Origin of the sequence: Pseudomonas protegens CHA0 (assembly GCF_000397205.1) — a bacterium.
GTDB lineage: Bacteria > Pseudomonadota > Gammaproteobacteria > Pseudomonadales > Pseudomonadaceae > Aquipseudomonas > Aquipseudomonas protegens.
The window spans coordinates 4,018,266-4,036,634 of the sequence record NC_021237.1; the positions used below are offsets into that span (position 1 = coordinate 4,018,266).

At 60.9% G+C, this 18,369-nt stretch carries 14 protein-coding genes and 1 tRNA gene; 5 read left to right on the forward strand and 10 right to left on the reverse strand.

The window, feature by feature from the left end; translation table 11 throughout:
• Window positions 1-14: 14 nt before the first annotated feature.
• The 8 genes from PFLCHA0_RS17880 to PFLCHA0_RS17915 form a co-directional block, all read right to left on the reverse strand.
• Window positions 15-1,076, reverse strand: a complete 1,062-nt coding sequence (locus PFLCHA0_RS17880) for a glycosyltransferase family 2 protein (protein WP_041752324.1) — start codon at window positions 1,074-1,076, stop codon at window positions 15-17.
• 233 nt (window positions 1,077-1,309) lie between these two features.
• The gene (locus PFLCHA0_RS17885; RefSeq protein ID WP_015636001.1) at window positions 1,310-2,314 is read right to left on the reverse strand and encodes an Ldh family oxidoreductase; all 1,005 of its coding nucleotides are present in this window, start codon (window positions 2,312-2,314) and stop codon (window positions 1,310-1,312) included.
• A gap of 58 nt (window positions 2,315-2,372) precedes the next feature.
• Complete coding sequence (locus PFLCHA0_RS17890; protein ID WP_015636002.1) at window positions 2,373-3,224, reverse strand: substrate-binding periplasmic protein; 852 nt, start codon at window positions 3,222-3,224, stop codon at window positions 2,373-2,375.
• A 60-nt stretch (window positions 3,225-3,284) separates the two neighbouring features.
• Window positions 3,285-3,947, reverse strand: coding sequence for an amino acid ABC transporter permease (locus PFLCHA0_RS17895; protein ID WP_015636003.1), 663 nt, complete (start codon window positions 3,945-3,947; stop codon window positions 3,285-3,287).
• Complete coding sequence (locus tag PFLCHA0_RS17900; protein ID WP_011061829.1) at window positions 3,944-4,585, reverse strand: amino acid ABC transporter permease; 642 nt, start codon at window positions 4,583-4,585, stop codon at window positions 3,944-3,946. Before PFLCHA0_RS17900 ends, PFLCHA0_RS17895 begins: the two co-directional genes overlap by 4 nt.
• Complete coding sequence (locus PFLCHA0_RS17905; RefSeq protein WP_011061830.1) at window positions 4,585-5,394, reverse strand: amino acid ABC transporter ATP-binding protein; 810 nt, start codon at window positions 5,392-5,394, stop codon at window positions 4,585-4,587. The genes PFLCHA0_RS17900 and PFLCHA0_RS17905 overlap by 1 nt, the downstream gene beginning before the upstream one ends.
• Before the next feature lie 57 nt (window positions 5,395-5,451).
• Window positions 5,452-6,759: a M24 family metallopeptidase gene (locus PFLCHA0_RS17910; protein ID WP_015636004.1), complete on the reverse strand. Its 1,308-nt coding sequence runs from the start codon at window positions 6,757-6,759 to the stop codon at window positions 5,452-5,454.
• A gap of 133 nt (window positions 6,760-6,892) precedes the next feature.
• Complete coding sequence (locus PFLCHA0_RS17915) at window positions 6,893-8,929, reverse strand: NADH:flavin oxidoreductase (protein ID WP_011061832.1); 2,037 nt, start codon at window positions 8,927-8,929, stop codon at window positions 6,893-6,895.
• Between the two features lie 126 nt (window positions 8,930-9,055).
• Between PFLCHA0_RS17915 and PFLCHA0_RS17920 the strand changes: the two genes are divergently transcribed.
• The 4 genes from PFLCHA0_RS17920 to PFLCHA0_RS17935 all read left to right on the forward strand — a co-directional run bounded on the left by PFLCHA0_RS17920 (window position 9,056) and on the right by PFLCHA0_RS17935 (window position 13,841).
• Window positions 9,056-9,697: a TetR/AcrR family transcriptional regulator gene (locus tag PFLCHA0_RS17920; RefSeq protein ID WP_011061833.1), complete on the forward strand. Its 642-nt coding sequence runs from the start codon at window positions 9,056-9,058 to the stop codon at window positions 9,695-9,697.
• Window positions 9,698-10,045: 348 nt separating this feature from the next.
• Window positions 10,046-10,855 carry an amidohydrolase family protein gene (locus PFLCHA0_RS17925; protein ID WP_225368690.1) on the forward strand — a complete coding sequence of 270 codons (810 nt, stop codon included), beginning with the start codon at window positions 10,046-10,048 and terminating at the stop codon, window positions 10,853-10,855.
• A gap of 47 nt (window positions 10,856-10,902) precedes the next feature.
• Window positions 10,903-12,132, forward strand: a complete 1,230-nt coding sequence (locus PFLCHA0_RS17930) for an MFS transporter (protein ID WP_011061835.1) — start codon at window positions 10,903-10,905, stop codon at window positions 12,130-12,132.
• A 98-nt stretch (window positions 12,133-12,230) separates the two neighbouring features.
• Window positions 12,231-13,841, forward strand: a complete 1,611-nt coding sequence (locus PFLCHA0_RS17935; RefSeq protein WP_015636006.1) for an amidohydrolase family protein — start codon at window positions 12,231-12,233, stop codon at window positions 13,839-13,841.
• A gap of 103 nt (window positions 13,842-13,944) precedes the next feature.
• Here PFLCHA0_RS17935 and ydiJ read toward each other — a convergent pair whose 3' ends face one another.
• Window positions 13,945-17,013: a D-2-hydroxyglutarate dehydrogenase YdiJ gene (gene ydiJ, locus PFLCHA0_RS17940; RefSeq protein WP_015636007.1), complete on the reverse strand. Its 3,069-nt coding sequence runs from the start codon at window positions 17,011-17,013 to the stop codon at window positions 13,945-13,947.
• A gap of 160 nt (window positions 17,014-17,173) precedes the next feature.
• On the opposite strand from ydiJ, the gene PFLCHA0_RS17945 reads away from it, so the two are divergent.
• Window positions 17,174-18,079: a LysR substrate-binding domain-containing protein gene (locus tag PFLCHA0_RS17945; RefSeq protein ID WP_015636008.1), complete on the forward strand. Its 906-nt coding sequence runs from the start codon at window positions 17,174-17,176 to the stop codon at window positions 18,077-18,079.
• A gap of 209 nt (window positions 18,080-18,288) precedes the next feature.
• Here the strand turns inward: PFLCHA0_RS17945 and PFLCHA0_RS17950 are convergent.
• Window positions 18,289-18,364: transfer RNA gene (locus tag PFLCHA0_RS17950), tRNA-Gly, on the reverse strand.
• Window positions 18,365-18,369 lie beyond the last annotated feature (5 nt).

Sequence of the window (18,369 nt, forward strand, 5' to 3'; positions counted from 1 at the left end):
CGGCGCGACGCGGATCAATCCAGGTTGCGGTGGTAGGACAACGCTTCACTGTGCCGGGCACTGGAGCGGCCGATGGACAGCCCGCAGCCACGCACCACGGCGCCGGCAGTGTCGAGCAACGAGATGGCAGTGACCATGGCCATGGCCCCCAGGCGCCGGGCTCCGTGCAGGGGCGGCAGGTCCTGGTGGTTGAGGGCCCGCAGGCTGTAGCCCAGGCGCCCGACCATCACGCACAAAGGCCCCAGCGGCCCACTGCGCCCGAGCCATTGCAGCCAGCCCGGCAGGTAGGCGCGCACCAGGTACGGGGTCAGGCCGACGCTGTCGCCGCCCCTGAGCCAGCGCAGCTTGAACACCTCGCCCTGGCTGTCGGGCAGCCGGTGCTCGGTGTGTGCCGCCGGCGCATAGGCCACCGCCACCCCCGCCGCTTGCAGGCGCAGGCCCATGACCTGGCAATGGGCGCGATAGATGCCATCCAGGGGCTCGTAGCGATACTTCTCGAAGGTGGCACAGCGAAAAGCCACGTTGTTGGCGTAGAAGTTACGCGTGGCGCCGTGGCGCAAGGGGCTGGGGAAATACATGAAGTCGATGGCGGTCAGTGCGCTGCCGGCGACGCTCGGCGCGTAGCTGGTGCGCCCGGCCACCGCCACGGGCGCCTCGGGTTGCACAAAGGGCAGCAGCAACTCTTCCAGCCAATGGGCATCGGGCAGGCAGTCGGCATCGGCGAATACCACGTACTGGCAGCGCGCCTGGTCGACGCCATCGAAACCGACATTCTTGGCATCGTAGTAACCGGTGCCGGCATCGATCTCGATGAACTCCAGCGCACAGCCGGCCAGGGTGCACAGCGCCTGGCGCGCCTCAAGGTCGAGGCCGTCATGGGTGATGATCCACTGGGCAAAAGCCTGGGGCGCCAGACTTTGCAGGGCCAGCCGGGCAATCAATCGCTGGAGGCTGCTCAAGGCTTCGCCTGCATTCTTGCCGCCGCGCAGATTGTTGGTTTCCAACACCAGTGCGGTCTGGGCAGCAATCCCTTGCAGGCGCGTGAACAGGTCATCGCCGGGAGGCAACTGCGACATCCTGATTGTCGTTTCTTGGCTATCCATTTCGCAGTGTCTCTGAAAAAAGCAGGGCCGCCCGGGGGCGTGACGGGCGCAATCACAGCATTATTCCGAGGATTATTCAAACACCGGCTGCGTCGGCTGTGATGCCCCGCGCAATCGCTTCTGGCCACCCATGTCATCCGCCAGGTAAGCCGCTGTCTGGCATCGCTGCAACGATTGAGGCTCTGACGGCAGAACTCGCTCCCCCCCTAGAAGCGCGCCGCCAGCTGCTGATACAGCGCCATGGGCAAGCTGATTCCTTCTATTTGCGCCCGGGCCCAGGCCTGCTGCTTGGCCTGCCCCGGAGGGTGAACCCCCAGGGTGGCCAGGCGCTGCATCTGCCGCGCCAGTCGAGCCTCGAACTGCTCGTCGAGCAGGTGCGGGGCGATGGCGATCACCAGCAGGCCCGAACCCGGCGATTGTGCGCCGCTTCGAAAATCGGGCGCATCCAGCGACCAGTTGCCCCCGGCGACACCGCCGGCGAGCACTTCGACCAGCAAGGCGATGTTGGCCCCGCGACTGCCGCCGAACGCCAGCAAGGCACCGTGCATGGCCTCCCGGGCACTCAGGGTGGCTGCGCCCTGGGCATCCACTGCCCAGCCTTCGGGGATCGCCTCCCCGGCCTCGGCCGCCTTGAGGAGGTTGACGAAGGCCGTGGCGCTGCTGGCCTGGTCGATCAGCAGCAGGCGCCCGTCGCCGCAGGGAGCGGCGAAGGCCAGGGGGTTGGTGGAATAGATCGGCTGGCGCTGGCCGGCCACGGTCAACAGCGCCGGGCCGTTGCAAAACGCCAATGCCACCAGGCCTTCGGCGGCCAGGCGCCGGGTGTAGTAGCCCAGCTCGCCACAGGTAAACCCGTTGTGCAGGGCAAACAGGCTGATTCCCAACTGCCGGGCGCTGTCACACACAGCGCCAAAGGCCTGATCGAACCCCAGTTGCGCAATGCCCGCGCGCGCATCGCAACGGATCATCGCCGGGGCTACCTGGGTGATCAGTGGCTTGGACAAGCCCGCTATGCGCCCGCTGGCAAACCCGTGCAGGTAATCGGCCAGATGCTCGAAACCCACACTGGCCAGGCCATGACCCTGGGCCGATACCGTGGCCTCGGCCAGAGCCTGGGCCACTTCCTGGCTGCTGCCCGCCTGCAGGCAGCAGCGCCGGGCAAGATCCCTGGCCTCTGCCAGCGACAGACACTTGAACGCTGCACTCTCTTGCATCGATTGCTCCCTGACGCTGCTGCACAACCGCCCTGACCACCGGGCCCGGGGCTGCGGGTCATTCCACCAGGCGTGGCGCCCCCACGTTGGCGGCTTGTTTATCCAGGCCGAACGAGCCGAGTATCTCGGCAATTTCGCCAGAAGCATGCAAGGCCTGGATGTTTTCATTGAGCGCCTCACTCAGCGCCGTATTGGCCTTGGTGTGGGGAAAACTGGTCTGCCCCGGCTCCAGGGTAGCCTTAACCCGCGGGTCGGGCTCCGAGACCTTGATGCTCATGCCCCGGTAGGCACCCTTCTGCTGCGAAGCCACACCCACCGCAAAGCTGTCGATGCCCAGCGCAATCCGCTTGGCCGCCAGGTCCTGGGCCATGGCCACCGGGTTGGGGTAGAGCACCAGATTGTCGCCAAAGGCCTTTTTCAAGTCGTCGACCCACAGGTAACCCTGCACCGTGCCGATGCGCTGGCCTTCGAGCTCGGAAATTTTCGAATAGCCCTCGCTGGAAATGATCCCCATCACGTCCAGGTACAGCGGCGCGGTCAGACCCAGGACCTTGCTGCGCTCGGCGGTACGGTACCAGTCGCCGATGCCGACGTCGGCCCGCCGTGCGATCACCGACTGGACCACCGCCGCCGGGTCCACCACTGTCAGCTTGATATCCAGGCACTCCCTGGCAGCGATGCGCTTGATGATTTCACCATCGACCCCGCTCAACTGGTTGCCCGGCCCGGGAATCGAGTACGGTGGGAAGACCCAGGCCGCGACGCTCAACACCCCCGGAGTCAGGGTTTCAAACGAGTGGGCCGGCTTGCAGTCGGCCAGAGCCTGGGGGGCACCGAGCAGCACCGAACCTCCCGCCAGGGAGGAACAAAGGAACGCCCAACGAACAATGCGTTTGAATGAACGGATCATGGCTTCACCTGTGCATGGGTTGCATTAAGAGAATGGCAGCCGAAAGACGGCTCGAGCAGGTCATGCGTGCTGGCTGGGGGCCAGTTTTTTCTCCAGCGCCGCCACACCCAGGGTCGCGGGCGCACACACAGCGGCATACATCAGGCCGGCCAGGGTCAGCACCGGCATGTACTCGAAGGTGGATGAACCGATGGCCGAGGCGCGGCTGACGATCTCCGGGAGCGCGATGGTGAAACACAACGACGCGGCCTGGAACATCATGATCGAGAACCCCAGCAACGACGGCAGAGCCACCCGCAACGCCTGGGGCAAGATGATGAAACGCAGTGCATCGAAGCGGTTCAGGCCGATCACCTCGGCCGCCTCGTTCTGCCCCTGGGCCACCGCCTCGATGCCGCCACGAATGATCTCGCTGGTGTAGGCCGCAGTGCAGTAGGCCAGCGCCAGGGCTGCCGCCCAAAAAGAACTCAGGGTCAGGCCCGCCGAAGGCAGGCCGAAATAGAAGTACTGCAACAGGATCAACGCCGGCGCGCCACGCCCCAGCTCGACAATCAGCAACGAGGGGTAGCGCACTGCCCGGCGGGGCGCCGACACACCCAGCGCCAGCAACAACCCAAGGACCACCCCCAGTGCCAGGCTGGCAGCGGTGACCTGAATTGACAGCACAAAGCCCTTCCACAGCTCGGGAAACCAGGCCAGCCACATCGTCAGGATCTCGTTCATCGGGCAATCCTCTGCTTCAGGGTGGCCGACAGCCAGCGCGAGAACAGCGCCACCGGTACGCTGAGAATCAGGTAGACCAGCGCCGCCACGCTGTACACCTCCAGCCCTTGAAAGGTTTGCTGGGACATCTGGTACGCCTGGAAGCTGACGTCACCGACACCGATGGTCGAGGCCACGGCTGAGTCCTTGAGCAAGCCAATGGCATAGGTGGCCGAGGTGGGAATGGCGATGCGCACCAGTTGCGGCAGCATCACATCGAAAAAGCGCTGGGGCGCCGACAGATTGAGCACCTGCGCCGCCTCGTACTGCCCCTGGGGGATCGCCGCAAAGGCACCGCGATACACCTCCGACATATGCGCCGCGGTGATCAGCCCCAGGCCCAGCACCGCGGCAGCGAACGGCGACAAGGCGATGTAGCCGCCTCCGATGCCGAAGAAGATGAAGAACAGCCAGACGATGGGCGGTATCGAACGCAGGGTCAGCACCAGGATCGCCGCCAGCCAGCGACACAGCTTCAGGTTCGACAAACGCAGGGCACAGAGTGGAAAGCCCAGCACCACGCCGATGCAGAAAGCGCCCAGGGTCACGCTCAGGGTCCAGGGCACGCCGCGCAACAGGACCAGCAGAATATCCGCCATCAGCGATTCCTCACGGCCTGGAGAAACTGCGCCACCCGCGCGTGCTGCGGCTCGCGCATAACCTGGGCGCTGGGCCCCTGCTCGATGATCCGCCCTTCGGCCATCACCACCACCCGGTCGGACACCGTCTCGGCAAAGTGCATCTCGTGGGTCACCACCAGCATCGACATGCCCTCGCGCGCCAGCTCCTTCATCACCGCCAGCACTTCCAGGCCCAGCTCGGGGTCCAGGGCCGAGGTCGGCTCATCGAACAGCATCAGCTCCGGATCCAGCGCCAGGGCCCGGGCGATGGCGATGCGTTGCTGCTGGCCGCCGGAGCAGCGCGCCGGATAGGCGTTGGCCTTGTCCGCGAGCCCCACCCGGTCCAGCAACTGCAAAGAGCGGGCGTCAGCTTCCTCGGCGCTGCGGCCGAGGGTGCGGACCTGCGCCAGGCTGACGTTGCGCAGCACCGTAAGGTGCGGAAACAGGTTGAACGACTGGAACACCATGCCGATGCGCCGGCGCAGATTGAGCAGCTCGCTCCGGGGCAGCGGGCGCCCGGCTTCGATAGCCACCCCGCCCATGCTGACCCTCCCCCGGGTCGCGGGCTCCAGTTGGTTGATGCAACGCAGCAAGGTGCTTTTACCCGAGCCGCTGGGGCCGATGATCGCCACCACCTCACCCTTGGCCATCTCGAAACACACGTCGTGCAATACGGGGTAAGGCCCGAATTGCTTATGGATCGCCTCCAGTCGCAGGAAAGGTTCGGCGCTGGGTACCGGGGGCGGCGCCAGGGGGCTGGCGTTTTCGATCACGGTCATGCTGCTCATTGTTTTTCTCCGGACAGGGTAGACGCCGTGCCTGCAAGAATCAGGCAACAACCACTGCTATCGATCGCAGTCGACTAACGGGGTACGGGAAAGCTTGACCGCTCCAGCAGCGGTAATCAGCACCTGCTCTTCGAGCTTCACGCCTTCATGGCCGCCCCGCTCGCCGATGTAGCTCTCCACCGAGAGCACCATGTTTTCCTCGAAGTGGCCGTCATAGCCCCACTCGGCAAAGTCCACCGCGTAGGCCACGCTGGGGTACTCATCGACCAGGCCCACACCGTGCAGCATCATCATGTAGCGGTTGTGCTCGAACTGCCTGGGCACCGGCCAGCAGCCCTCGGCGAACTCGCGAAACGACAGCCCCGGGCGCAGCAGGTCGAGATTGAAACTGATTTGCTGCGAGGCGATGTCCAGCAGGTCGCGCTGGGCCGCCGTCGGCGCCTTGCCGGGGCAGATGAAGCTGCGGGAGATGTCCGAGAGATAACCGCCCGGGCCCACCATGTCGGTGTCGAAACAGACCATCTCCCCGGCCGCGATGAGCTTGTCCGAAGCGTCCTGGAACCAGGGGTTGGTGCGCGGCCCGGAGTTCAGCAGGCGGCTCTCGGCCCACTCCCCGCCCTGGGCCACGTTGGTCCCGTGCATGATGCTCCACAGCTGGTTTTCGGTGATGCCCGGCACCAGGCTGGCGCGCATGCGGGCAATCGCCAGGTCGCACACATCCATCGACACCCGGTGGCTGGCAATCTCCTGCACCGACTTGATCAGCCGCGCCTGCTCCATCAGCGGCTGGGCATCGAACAGCTGGATGCCCCTGGCCTTGAGCTTTTCCGCACCCCAGGGGTCGCAGCGGTCCACTGCCAGGCGACGATTGCCGGCGCCATGCCGGGTCAGCAGGTCGGCCACCTCCAGGGCCCAGCGTTCGGCCTTCTCCTCGACCCGTGGGCCGGCCAGGAAATACAGCCAGGGGATCGCCGGGCGAATTTCATCGATGGTCTCGATGTGCTCACTGTTGTGCCGGCTGCTGTCGAACTCGAACAGCACCACCGGGCCATCGGTGGCCACGAATACGTAACGGCTAGGGGAATGCATCACCCACAGGCCGAGGTTATTGGTATCGGTGGCGTAGCGGATATTGATCGGGTCGGCCAGCAGCACGCCGGCGTAATCCTGCTTGCGCAGTTGCTGGCGAATGCGCTCCAGGCGGTACTGGCGCAGCGCCGGCCGGTCGATCGCGGCATAGGCCGCCAGCAGGCCGTGGTCCACCGGGGCCAGGGCATGGCCGGTGACGCTGACATCACTGCGATAGTGCAGGGGGCTTGGGGGAACGACATTGAGCAGCTCGGTGAAATCGGTATCCGTGTGCATGCAACAACCTCCGCTGGGAAGAGTTTGAGGTTTATCAAAACCAGTCAGACCAACGTTCGGGGCAGTGACTTGACGCTAGGGAAACGGATGACGGCTGTCTTTCTTATTGTGCAAAACAGGGCGCAAGCAGTGGCTAGAGGTCCTTGACCAGGCGCAGTGCGTCGTAAATGGCCGCGTGGGTATTGCGCGATGACACTGCATCGCCGATCCGGAACAACTGGAAACGCCCCTGAGGGTTGGTCACCAGGTTTTGCGCGGTGCCGGCAATCAGGTCCTTGTACTCCACGGCGCCTTCGTTGGTGGCCATGGGCTGCAGCTCGAAATACAGCTCGTCCAGGGGCCGGGTGCCGTGGTTGACCACGATCTGGTCCACCAGTCGGGTTTTCTCCAGGTCGCTGTAGTCGGTGCCGATGGTCGCCAGCAACTGCTCGCCCTGGCGCTCCACGGCCTTGAGCCGGTAAGTGACGGTAAAGGTGGTGTCCAACTGCTGCAGCGAGCGCATGTAAGGCACCAGGTTCATGCCCATCACCTCCGGCGCGAACGAGCGGTCGGGGGTCATGATCTCGGTCCTGGCGCCGCTGCGGGCGATGAACTCGGCAGCCTGCAAACCTGCGTGATCGCCGGCATCGTCGTACACCAGCACATTGCGCCCAGGCTTCACGTCGCCGGAGATGATGTCCCAGCTCGACACCAGCCACTGGTTGCCGCTGTGCAGGACTTCGGTATGGGGCAAGCCGCCGGTGGCGACGATCACCACGTCGGGGTTTTCATCGAGGACCATCGCCGCATCGGCCCAGGTGTTGAAACGAAACTTCACCCCCAGGCGCTCGCACTGCGCCATGCGCCAATCGATGATGCTGATCATCTCCTTGCGCCGCTCGGACTGCGCGGTCAGGCGCACCTGTCCGCCGGGCTGGTCGGCCACTTCCAGCACCAGCACTTCATGCCCGCGCTCACCGGCGACCCGCGCCGCCTCCAGGCCACCGGGGCCGGCGCCGATGATCAGGACCTTGCGCGGGTGCGCGGCCTTGGGCACCTCGTGGGGCATGCTGGTTTCGCGGCCAGTGGCGGCATTGTGAATGCAGTAGGCGGCGCCGGCGTTGTAGATCCGGTCCAGGCAATAATTGGCGCCGACACAGGGGCGGATTTCATCTTCTCGGTTCTCGATGATCTTGCGCACGATGTGCGGGTCGGTCATGTGCGCACGGGTCATGCCCACCATGTCCACCAGGCCCGAGGCAATCGCGTGGCGGGCGGTGGCGACATCGGGGATCTTCGCCGCATGGAAGGTGGGGAAACCGGTCAGGGCACGAATCTCCCCGGCAAAGTCCAGGTGCGGTGCATTGCGCATGCCCTGGATCGGGATGATGTCGGTCAACCCGGCATCGGTGGCGATATTGCCGCGAATCACGTTGAGAAAATCGACCATGCCGCTGTCTTTCAACAGCTGCGAGATGTGCAGCCCCTCCTCTTTCTCAAGGCCGCCGGCCAGCACCTCATCGCCGGTGTAGCGGATGCCGACGATAAACTCCGGGCCCACCCGCTGGCGAATCGCACTCAGCACCTCGAAGGTAAACCGCAGGCGGTTGTGCAATGAACCGCCGTAGGCGCCCTCCAGCTCGTTGGTCAATGGCGACCAGAACTGGTCCATCAGGTGGCCGTAGGCCTGCAGTTCGATACCATCCAGGCCGGCGGCCTGCATGCGTTCGGCGGCGTCGGCGTAATCGCGGATGATGCGTTCGATATCCCAGATTTCCAGCTTCTTGGGAAAGGCTCGGTGTGCCGGCTCCTGATTGTGCGAAGGCGACACCACCGGCAGCCAATCGCCCTTGTCCCAGCGGGTGCGGCGCCCCAGGTGGGTGAGCTGGATCATCACCGCCGCGCCATGCTCGTGGCATTCGTCGGTGAGGTCCTTCATCCAGCCGACCACTTCGTCCTTGTACGCCAGGATGTTGTTGAACACCGGTGGGCTATCGCGGGAGATCGCCGCCGAGCCTGCAGTCATGGTCATGGCCACGCCGGCCTTGGCGCGCTCGACGTGGTAGGCCCGGTACAATTTCTTCGGCATGCCCTCTTCGGGGTACGCCGGCTCGTGGGAGGTGGTGATAATGCGGTTGCGAAGTGTCAGGTGCTTGAGGCGATAGGGCTGAAGAAGCGGATCGTTATTCATATCGGTCTCGCATACTGGTCATCAGGCAAGGCAGACGATAGACCTCAATGTACACCAGTGTCAATGAAGCTGACAGTGGTGTACATTCGCCCCGTCAAGGTTAAACGGACAAGGAAAAAATGCCCCATGAAAGCAACCAGCAACAATGTGGAAGCTGCCGGCCGCGGCTCTCTGGAAAGCTGGCTCAACGCGGCCTATGAGAGCCTCAAGGAATCGGGAGTGGATGCGGTGCGGGTGATGCCGCTGGCGAAGAAACTCAACCTGTCGCGCACCAGTTTCTACTGGTATTTCCAGGACCGCGAAGCCCTGCTCGAAGCCCTGGTTAATCTGTGGAAGAACAAGAACACCTTGAGCCTGGTGTCACAGTCCGAGGCCTATGCCGAATCCATCACCGAGGCGATTCTCAACGTCTTCGACTGCTGGCTGAACAGCGAATTGTTCGATTCACAGTTCGAGTTCGCCATGCGCAGCTGGGCCCTGCAATCCCCCGAAGTGGCGCACGAGATCCGCCAGGCCGATGCACAGCGGGTGCAGGCCCTGGCACAGATGTTCGACCGTTTCGGTTTCGCCCATGACGCCGCCGTCACCCGCGCGCGCTCGATCTACCTGACCCAGATCGGCTACATCAGCATGAACACCCAGGAACCGATGGCGCAGCGCATGCGCTACATCCCCGAGTACTTGAAGATCTTCACCGGCGTGGAGCCCCTGCCCCGGGAGCTGGACCGGTTCTTCCAGCGCAACGGTTTTTCAGCGGCCGAGCTTTAGAACTGAGGCGGGCCGCCGCTTGGCCCGCCGGCGTTGCTCAATACCTCGTTCAGCCTGGGCCGGTTCGGCCGGGGGCTGAACAATCTCGACCAGGCATCCCGATAACGCCCACCAACCCCGTGTAAAAAACCACGCCTGCACGCATTGACAAGGCAGAGGCAAAAACTCAACATGCCAGCACTTGTAGGACAACCAACAACCAACAACTAACAAGTGCCGCTTTTCAACCGTGATGACGCGCGAAAGGCTGTCGAGGGGATGAAATCCATGTCTCACTTGCGACCCGCCACCGACTCGCCGCCTTTGTGCGCGCCCCCTGGAGCAGAGGTCCGGGCCCCGAGCTTCGTAATGCCGGCCGGGGCATGCGACACCCATGCACACGTAATCTCCGGCGATCTTGAACGCTATCCACTGGTACCCGACCGTAGCTACACCCCGCCTCCGGCACCTGAGGCGCTGTATCTGGAGGTGTTGCGGGCGATGGGGATGCAGCGAGGGGTTTTGGTGCAGCCGAGCGTCTATGGCACCGATAACCGGTACATGCTCGAAGTGTTGCAACGTCATCAGGACCAACTGAGAGGGGTCGCGGTAGTAGACGAACACGTTGGCGACGACGAACTGGCGCATATGCATGCCTTGGGTGTGCGTGGTGTTCGCATCAACGTTCTGTTTCGAGGCGGAGTGAATCTGGACTTGATGGAGCACCTTGCCCATCGAATTGCCGACCTTGGCTGGCATATGCAGTTTCTGATTGATGTTCGGCTTCTAAGTGAGATTGAGGCTCGGATGGCCAAGTTGCCTTGCGCTGTCGTGATTGATCACTTCGGGCACTTCCCGGCCCATCTGGGCATTAAGGAAGCGGGGTTTGAGTTGCTGCTGAGGAACGTGGCGGAGCACGGTTGGTGGGTCAAGTTGTCGGGCGCTTACCGCCTGAGTGATCAGCGTCCGGACTATGCCGATACAGATGCGCTCGCCCATGCCTTGCTGGCCGTTGCCCCGGAACGAATGGTGTGGGGCAGCGACTGGCCTCACGTAGCACTCGAAAGTACGCCCGACACAAGTTCATTGCTGGATCGCTTGCTTTCATGGGCGCCCAGCGAACGCCAACGACAGAGCATTCTGGTTGATAACCCTGGCGCCCTGTACGACTTCAAATAACAAAAACAATAACCAAGCAGAACTGCGGTGCTGCCCGGAGAATAATAATGAGTTGGTTTAGCGAACTTAATACCGTTGAAAAACGCACCTTCTATTCCGCATTTGGTGGCTGGGCCTTGGACGCCCTGGATTTCATGGTGTTCACCTTTGTCATCGCCTCGCTGATGACCCTTTGGCACATTGACAAGGGTTCAGTGGGGCTACTGAGTACCGTGACGTTACTTTTCTCGTCCATTGGCGGATGGGGAGCGGGCATTCTGGCAGACCGATACGGTCGTGTGCGGTTGCTGCAGATCAGTATTCTGTGGTTCTCGATCTGCACCGTATTGATCGGCTTTGCGCAAAACTTCGAACAGTTATTTGTCCTTCGGGCACTGCAGGGGCTCGGGTTCGGAGGTGAGTGGGCCGTGGGATCGGTACTGATCGGCGAAATGGTTCGAGCGCAACATCGCGGCAAAGCCGTGGGTATCGTGCAAAGCGGATGGGCCATTGGCTGGGGCGCCGCCGCACTGCTCTACACACTGTCTTTCAGCTTGCTTCCCGAAGATATTGCCTGGCGTTCGCTGTTTTGGATCGGCATCGTTCCGGCACTTCTGGTCCTCTACATTCGTAAATATGTACCAGAGCCCGAGGTATTCCTGCGGACTAAAAAGCACCAGAGCGAAACAGGCAACTCGGTTCCTTTCTGGCACATTTTCTCACCCTCGCTCCTGCGCACCACGCTGCTATCCGCCCTGCTCTGCATGGGCGTTCAAGGTGGCTACTACGCAATCACCACGTGGTTGCCAGCCTATCTGAAACTGGAAAAGGGCCTGTCGGTCTTTGGCACCGGTAGCTATCTGATGGTGGTCATCATCGGTTCATTCTTTGGCTATGTCTGCGGCGCCTTCCTGTCTGACCGCCTGGGGCGCCGCCCCAACTTCATCATCTTCGCCGTTCTGTCGGCCATCAGTGTGGTCTGCTACATGCAGCTGAACTTGACCAACACTCAAATGCTGTTTCTCGGCTTTCCACTGGGCTTCGCAGCTTCAGGTATCTACAGCGGCATGGGCGCCTTTTTGACTGAGCTTTATCCTTCAGCAGTGAGGGCCAATGGCCAGGCATTCTCCTATAACTTTGGGCGAGCGGTAGGCGCTCTGTTTCCCGGACTCGTAGGCTTTATAAGCGCCAAATACAGCCTCGGCACCGCCATCGCGATCTTCGCGGGAGGAGCCTACTGCCTTGTCCTGGTGGTGACCTTCTTCCTCCCGGAAACCAAGGGCAAGCAATTACACTGAGCCAGCCATCATTTGTTAGAGTAACGCCCACGCAATGTTCGTTACGTGGGCGTTTGACGTTTCAAGCTTTTGAAACTGACATTTGATGACTGAGTAAAATGACTATAAAAGCAATTGGCCGACGCGATCACTTCTCGGTTGAAATTTTTCGTCACCTGGAAAGCGAAATACGTGAAGGTCGACTCCGCCCAGGTGATCGCATCCCCACGGAAAGCCGGTTGGCAGAGGCTTTTGCCGTTAGCCGAAATGTAGTGCGTGAAGCTGTCGCTCGGCTCAATTCGGCCGGCCTCGTCGTCAGTCGCCAGGGGCTTGGGGTATTTGTTGCAACCGAAGCCAACCAAAGCAGCTTCCGGATAACTCAAGAGGAGCTCACCGATAGCACCAAGCTGCGTCAACTGTATGAGCTGCGCCTGGACCTCGAAGTCGCCGCGGCCGCCATGGCCGCCAGACGCCGGTCACTCAGTCAGTTGAACAAGATTGAAGCGGCACTGGACACCCTGCGCGCCAGTATCCAAAACCGTCAGGACATGGTGGAACACAGCCTGCAGTTCAAGCGCGCAATTGCCGATGCCACAGGCAATGAATACTTTCGCAACTTCATCATTTTTCTGTGCAGCCACGTCTACGAAGCGGCGTTACTGGAGAACCACCTGGTTCGCTCCAGCGACCTTGGCGAGACGCTACTGGCTGAGCATCAGGCGATCTTCGAAGCGATCAGGCTCGGCGATCCCGACCTTGCCAGACGAGTCACCTGGCAACAAATCATCAACTCCGCCGAACGCAACGGATTGCGAGGATTGCAAGGTTGGGAAATCACTCGGATGAGTTCGCTGGGAGAGACCTACGCACCGCAATGCGCAGGCCCGGACCCTGAACCTCGTACATTGCCACGCACCTTGCCTGACGGCGCGTGCGACTGCCACTTCCACGTTTTTGGTGACGAGAATGGCCAACCCTTCTCTCCTCACCGCTCCTACACGCCGCCGCCCGCTCCACTGGAGGCATTTCAACGCGTCCAAAAAACCCTGGGGCTAAGTCGCGGGGTCATCGTCCAACCCAGCGTCTATGGGGCGGACAACAGCACAACGCTCGCGGCACTGAAAGAAGCGGGCAGCGCATTCCGCGGCGTTGTGGTGATCGATGCCGATACCGATACAGAAACCTTGTGGGCAATGCATCGCCTCGGGGTGCGCGGCGTGCGCGTCAACCTGATCTTCAAAAGCGGTGTCGAGGTATCGGATGTTGCAGCGCTGGCAGAAAAAGTCGCGCCACTTGGCTGGCACCTACAGCTACTGATCGATATCACCGAGTTCGCCGACTTGTACGAGACCGTGGCCAGCCTGCCCGTCGCAGTCGTCATCGACCACATGGGGCACATGCCCACCAGTTGCGGGCTGGGCCATCCAGGATTCACCGACCTGCTGCGGCTGTTAAAAGAAGGTCGTGTGTGGGTCAAGCTTTCGGGGGCTTATCGCTTTACAGCATCGAAGGACTTCCCTTACGACGACGTAACGCCCTACGCTCGGGCGTTGATCGAAGCGAATCCAAACCGCTTACTGTGGGCGAGCGACTGGCCACATCCTTGTATACCGGTACCCATGCCCAACGATGCCAGTCTGCTGGAGATGCTGTTTAACTGGGTTGAAAACGATGACGCGCTCATCAAGCAGATTTTGGTTGATAACCCTGCAAAGCTCTATGGGTTCTGATACCGCTCGACGATCTGCGCACATCGGTTTTCGCTGGGCCGATGGCCTCCAATCAATACTTGGAGAAACGCGAGGCGGCCAAGCCGCCTCAGGCTCGCGCCAATCAGCATCCTGAAGATGGGGTGGCGGTGTCGCGCAGGAACCTCAGCAACGCCTGGAGCGGGTGCAGGACAAGCTGCCCGTCCTTGCGCTTGACCTGGCTTCGACACGAGTACCCATCCGCCAGCAGGCGCCCTGCCCCATTAAGACGGGCCACCAATGGCCCCCAGGACTGTCGGTAAATAACCTCGGACGTCTCGGCATTTTGTGTTTCGTGCCCGTAGGTTCCGGACATTCCACAACACCCACTGGCTTGCACCTGCAACCTCAAGCCGACTCGCGCATAGATCGTCTGCCACAGGCCCACACTGCCCGGCTCGTTGGTTTTCTCGGTGCAGTGCGGCAGGAAGTAGTAAGTACCTTCGTCGGCGCTCACCGCTGATTGCACAAGCACCTCCACAAGCCATTCCTGCGGCAGCAGCACCGCTGGGGCCTGGTCCTCACCCAGGGTCTTGACGTACTCCTGGCGGTAAACCAAGGTCATCGCTGGATCAAGCCCCACCAACGGAATCTGATATTGATGCAATTCGCGAAGCGATCGGGCGTTGAAATGCGCGGCTTGTTCGAATGCCTTTAGAAAGCCCTGAACCTGCAGCGGCTTGCCATTGGCCGCGAACGGCGCGATGTACACCTCAAACCCGAGCCTGGAAATCAACTCGATCCAGTCCGCGAGCAGCGGTGTCTCGAAATAACGGGTGAAGGCGTCCAGCACGAGAATAACGCTGCGTTTACGCTGCGCCTCGTCCAGCCCTTCAAGAAGCGCTGGCGACGCCACGCGCACCTTCCAGCGGCGGCAAACGTCATCAAAATTCAGCAAGCTCAGCAGCGGGCTGTCGACCATACCGGCAACGCGCCGAAGAAACGCCCCCACCATCCCAGAACCGATGATCCCGTTGTACAAGCGCGGCACACGGGCCAAGTAGGGAATCGTGTACTCCAGAGAACCGATGAGGTAATCCTTCAATGGGCGCAGATATCGGCTGTGGTATAGCTCGAGGAATCGCGAGCGAAAGTCGGGCACGTTGACTTTCACCGGGCACTGACCCGCACAGGACTTGCAGGCGAGGCACCCTGCCATCGCCTCGTAGACCTCATGGGAAAAGTCTTTCTGGCCCATCTTGTGCGCAACCGTATTGGCAGCACGCCTGGCGAAGCGGATCACCGTGGCCGCTAAAGGGCGAGCCCCTTGTGAAACCAACACATCGACACCTTGCTGCCCCTGCAAGCGCAGCCACTCCCGGACCAGAGAAGCGCGCCCCTTGGGCGAGTGAATTCTATTTCGAGTGCCCTTCCAGGAAGGGCACATGGCGTCATCGGGGTCGAAGTTGTAGCAGGCGCCATTGCCGTTGCAATGGACCGCGGCGTCGTAATGCAACCACACCCGCTCATCAATCGTACGATCCAGCTCGCCGCGCAACGTGACCTCATCAACTCGAGTCAACCGAGCGTCAGGTAGCGTGTGTGGCGTGGCGATTTTTCCCGGGTTGAGTTGGTTGTACGGGTCAAAAGCCGACTTGAGTTCCTGCAGCGCCGGATAGAGTTCGCCGAAGTAGTCCGGCACATATTGCGACCTCAACCCTTTGCCATGCTCCCCCCAGAGCAAGCCACCGTGCTTTTGCGTCAGCTCGGCGACGGCATCGGAAATGGGCTGGATTAAGGCCGCCTGAGCGGGGTCTTTCATATCCAGAATCGGCCGCACATGCAGGACCCCGGCGTCAACGTGGCCGAACATGCCATATTCCAAACCATGGCTATCCAAAAGCGCCCGAAATTGCGCAATGAAATCAGCCAGGTTCTCGGGAGGAACCGCAGTATCTTCAACGAACGGCTGGGGCCTGGCGGAACCTTTGACATTCCCCAGCAGCCCCACCGCACGCTTGCGCATCGCGTAAACCCGCTTCAATGCCTCTGCACCGATGGCAAGGGTGTGCCCCAATCGCACCACACTGGTGTCCTGCTGAAGGTGCCGGACAAACTCATGAACACGCAGCTGAACCACTTCCTCATCGTCGCCGCTGAACTCCACCAGGTTGATTCCCAGGGTTGGCACATCGGGGTCTTGGGGAAAGTACTCGGCGACTCCGTGCCAGACGATGTCGTTCATGGCCAGCCCGAGGACCTTGGAGTCGACCGTCTCGATGGACAATGGCTCGAGCTGCATCAACGCCTTGGCATCGCGCAATGCATCCATGAAGCCCGCGTAACGTACGTTGACAAGGATCGAGTACTTGGGAATGGGCAACACATTCAGCGTGGCTTCAACAATGAAACCCAGTGAGCCTTCGGACCCACACAGGACACTGTTCAGATTGAATCGGTCATTCGGCTCACGCAGATGCGCCAGGTCATATCCCGTCAAGCAACGGTTCAACTTGGGAAAGGTATGCTCGATGAGTTCGGCGTAATCATGGGCGATCTGCGAAGCACATCGATAAATTGCCCCAACCTTGTCGTCGCGATGTGCTTGCGCCTGCCAGCAATCTCGCTCCAGGACTGCACTATCGAGCCGCTCCCCGCCTATCAGAATGGTAGAAAGCGCCAGGACGTGGTCACGGGTTTTTCCGTAGGTACAGCTTCCCTGACCGCTTGCGTCGGTATTTATCATCCCGCCGATCGTGGCCCGATTCGACGTCGACAACTCCGGTGCAAAAAACAGTCCGTGCGGTTTCAACGCTGCATTGAGCTGGTCCTTGACCACACCGCTTTGCACACGCACCCAGCGCTCCTCGACGTTGATCTCAAGGATGCCGTGCATATGACGCGACAGATCCACCACAACGCCGCTCGTCAACGATTGGCCATTGGTTCCGGTTCCGCCGCCACGCGGCGTGAGCACCACCGAACTGAACGACGCCAGCGCCGCAAGGCGGGCCAAGAGCTCGACATCTTGCACATTTCTGGGAAACACCGCGGCTTGAGGCAGACGCTGATAGATCGAGTTGTCGGTTGCCAGCACTGTCCTCACAGCATGATCGCGAGCAATTTCTCCCTGGAATCCTTCTTTCTCAAGGCGAGCCAGGAACAACTCACAGGGTTCGTTTTTAGTTTCGTGGGGAGGCAACCTGGCAATCATGGTGGAATTCCTAGCGGCGATACGGCTAATCTGAGCATTCTCGTTATGTATGCTTCCTAGCCCGAGGCCTGGCTCAGGACAAAGGCCTTTCCACCGATTTTGTGGGGACAAGACACTTCACACAAACGTAAAACCTGCAGCATTTCCATGAGCTTTATGAATGAACCCACGAAGACTGACCCCCTCGATGTCCCTGCTGATCGCTTTCGAGGCAGCAGCCCGACATTGCAGCTTTACCAAAGCGGCAGACGAACTTGCCCTGACTCAAAGCGCTGTCAGCCGGCAAGTGCAGGCTCTGGAATCACAGCTTGAGGTCTCGCTGTTCAAACGTGAGGGAAGAAGAATCGAACTCACCGCTGCCGGCGCGCTTTACCAGCATGAACTCACTGCCGCACTGGGCCGAATTCGAAGCGCTACCCTGCAGACAATTGCCTTCAAGGAGGAAGAAGGCCCATTGAACCTCGCGGTACTGCCGACCTTCGGTTCAAAATGGCTGCTGCCCAAAATGCATGAATTTTATGCGCGTCATCCCAGGAGCCTGGTGCACGTCCACTCGAGGATCATTCACGCCGACAACCCATCCAGCGTGAGCGACATGCAGGCCATCATCTACGCGGGAAAAGGCGACTGGCCGGGCTACGTATCGCACCTTTTGCTACAAGAAAAACTGGTGGTTGTCGCCAGCCCCAAAGCGCTGCCGGACAGCCTTGAGATGTCGCTCAACGATGTCACCAATCATTTGTTGTTGAATGTCGTTTCTCGACCCAATAGCTGGTCTGATTGGTTTGACCTCAACAAGCTGGACCACCAGAAAATGCGGACAGGCCCAAGCTTTGAGCTCACGGCTCACCTTATACAGGCGGTATCCGCTGGCGTCGGCATTGGGCTGGTTCCCGATATTCTGGTGCAAGACGAAATCAAATCCGGGGCACTGGTAAAACTGTTTGGCCCTATGGAAAGCGGTCGCAATTACTATCTGACCTGCGCAGCGCGCTATCAGCATTATCCGGCGCTTGAAACATTCAGCGCCTGGCTGTTATCCGAGAGTGCCATCGTGAGTGCCTGAACAGGCCAGGGGCCGGATGTTCATCACCGCTCCAGCAACGAACCGATTCAGCGCTGCCCGGATTCAAGCCTTTTGAGAAGGACTCAATTCCTGGATTTGAAGGCGCTGGATGGTGCTGGATTTCAGTGAAGCCCGCAGAAACGAAAAAAGGACCCGAAGGTCCTTTTTTCGATCGCTGCAGAATTCGTGGAACTCTGCAGCGCTATGTTTGGAGCGGGAAACGAGACTCGAACTCGCGACCCCGACCTTGGCAAGGTCGTGCTCTACCAACTGAGCTATTCCCGCAACGT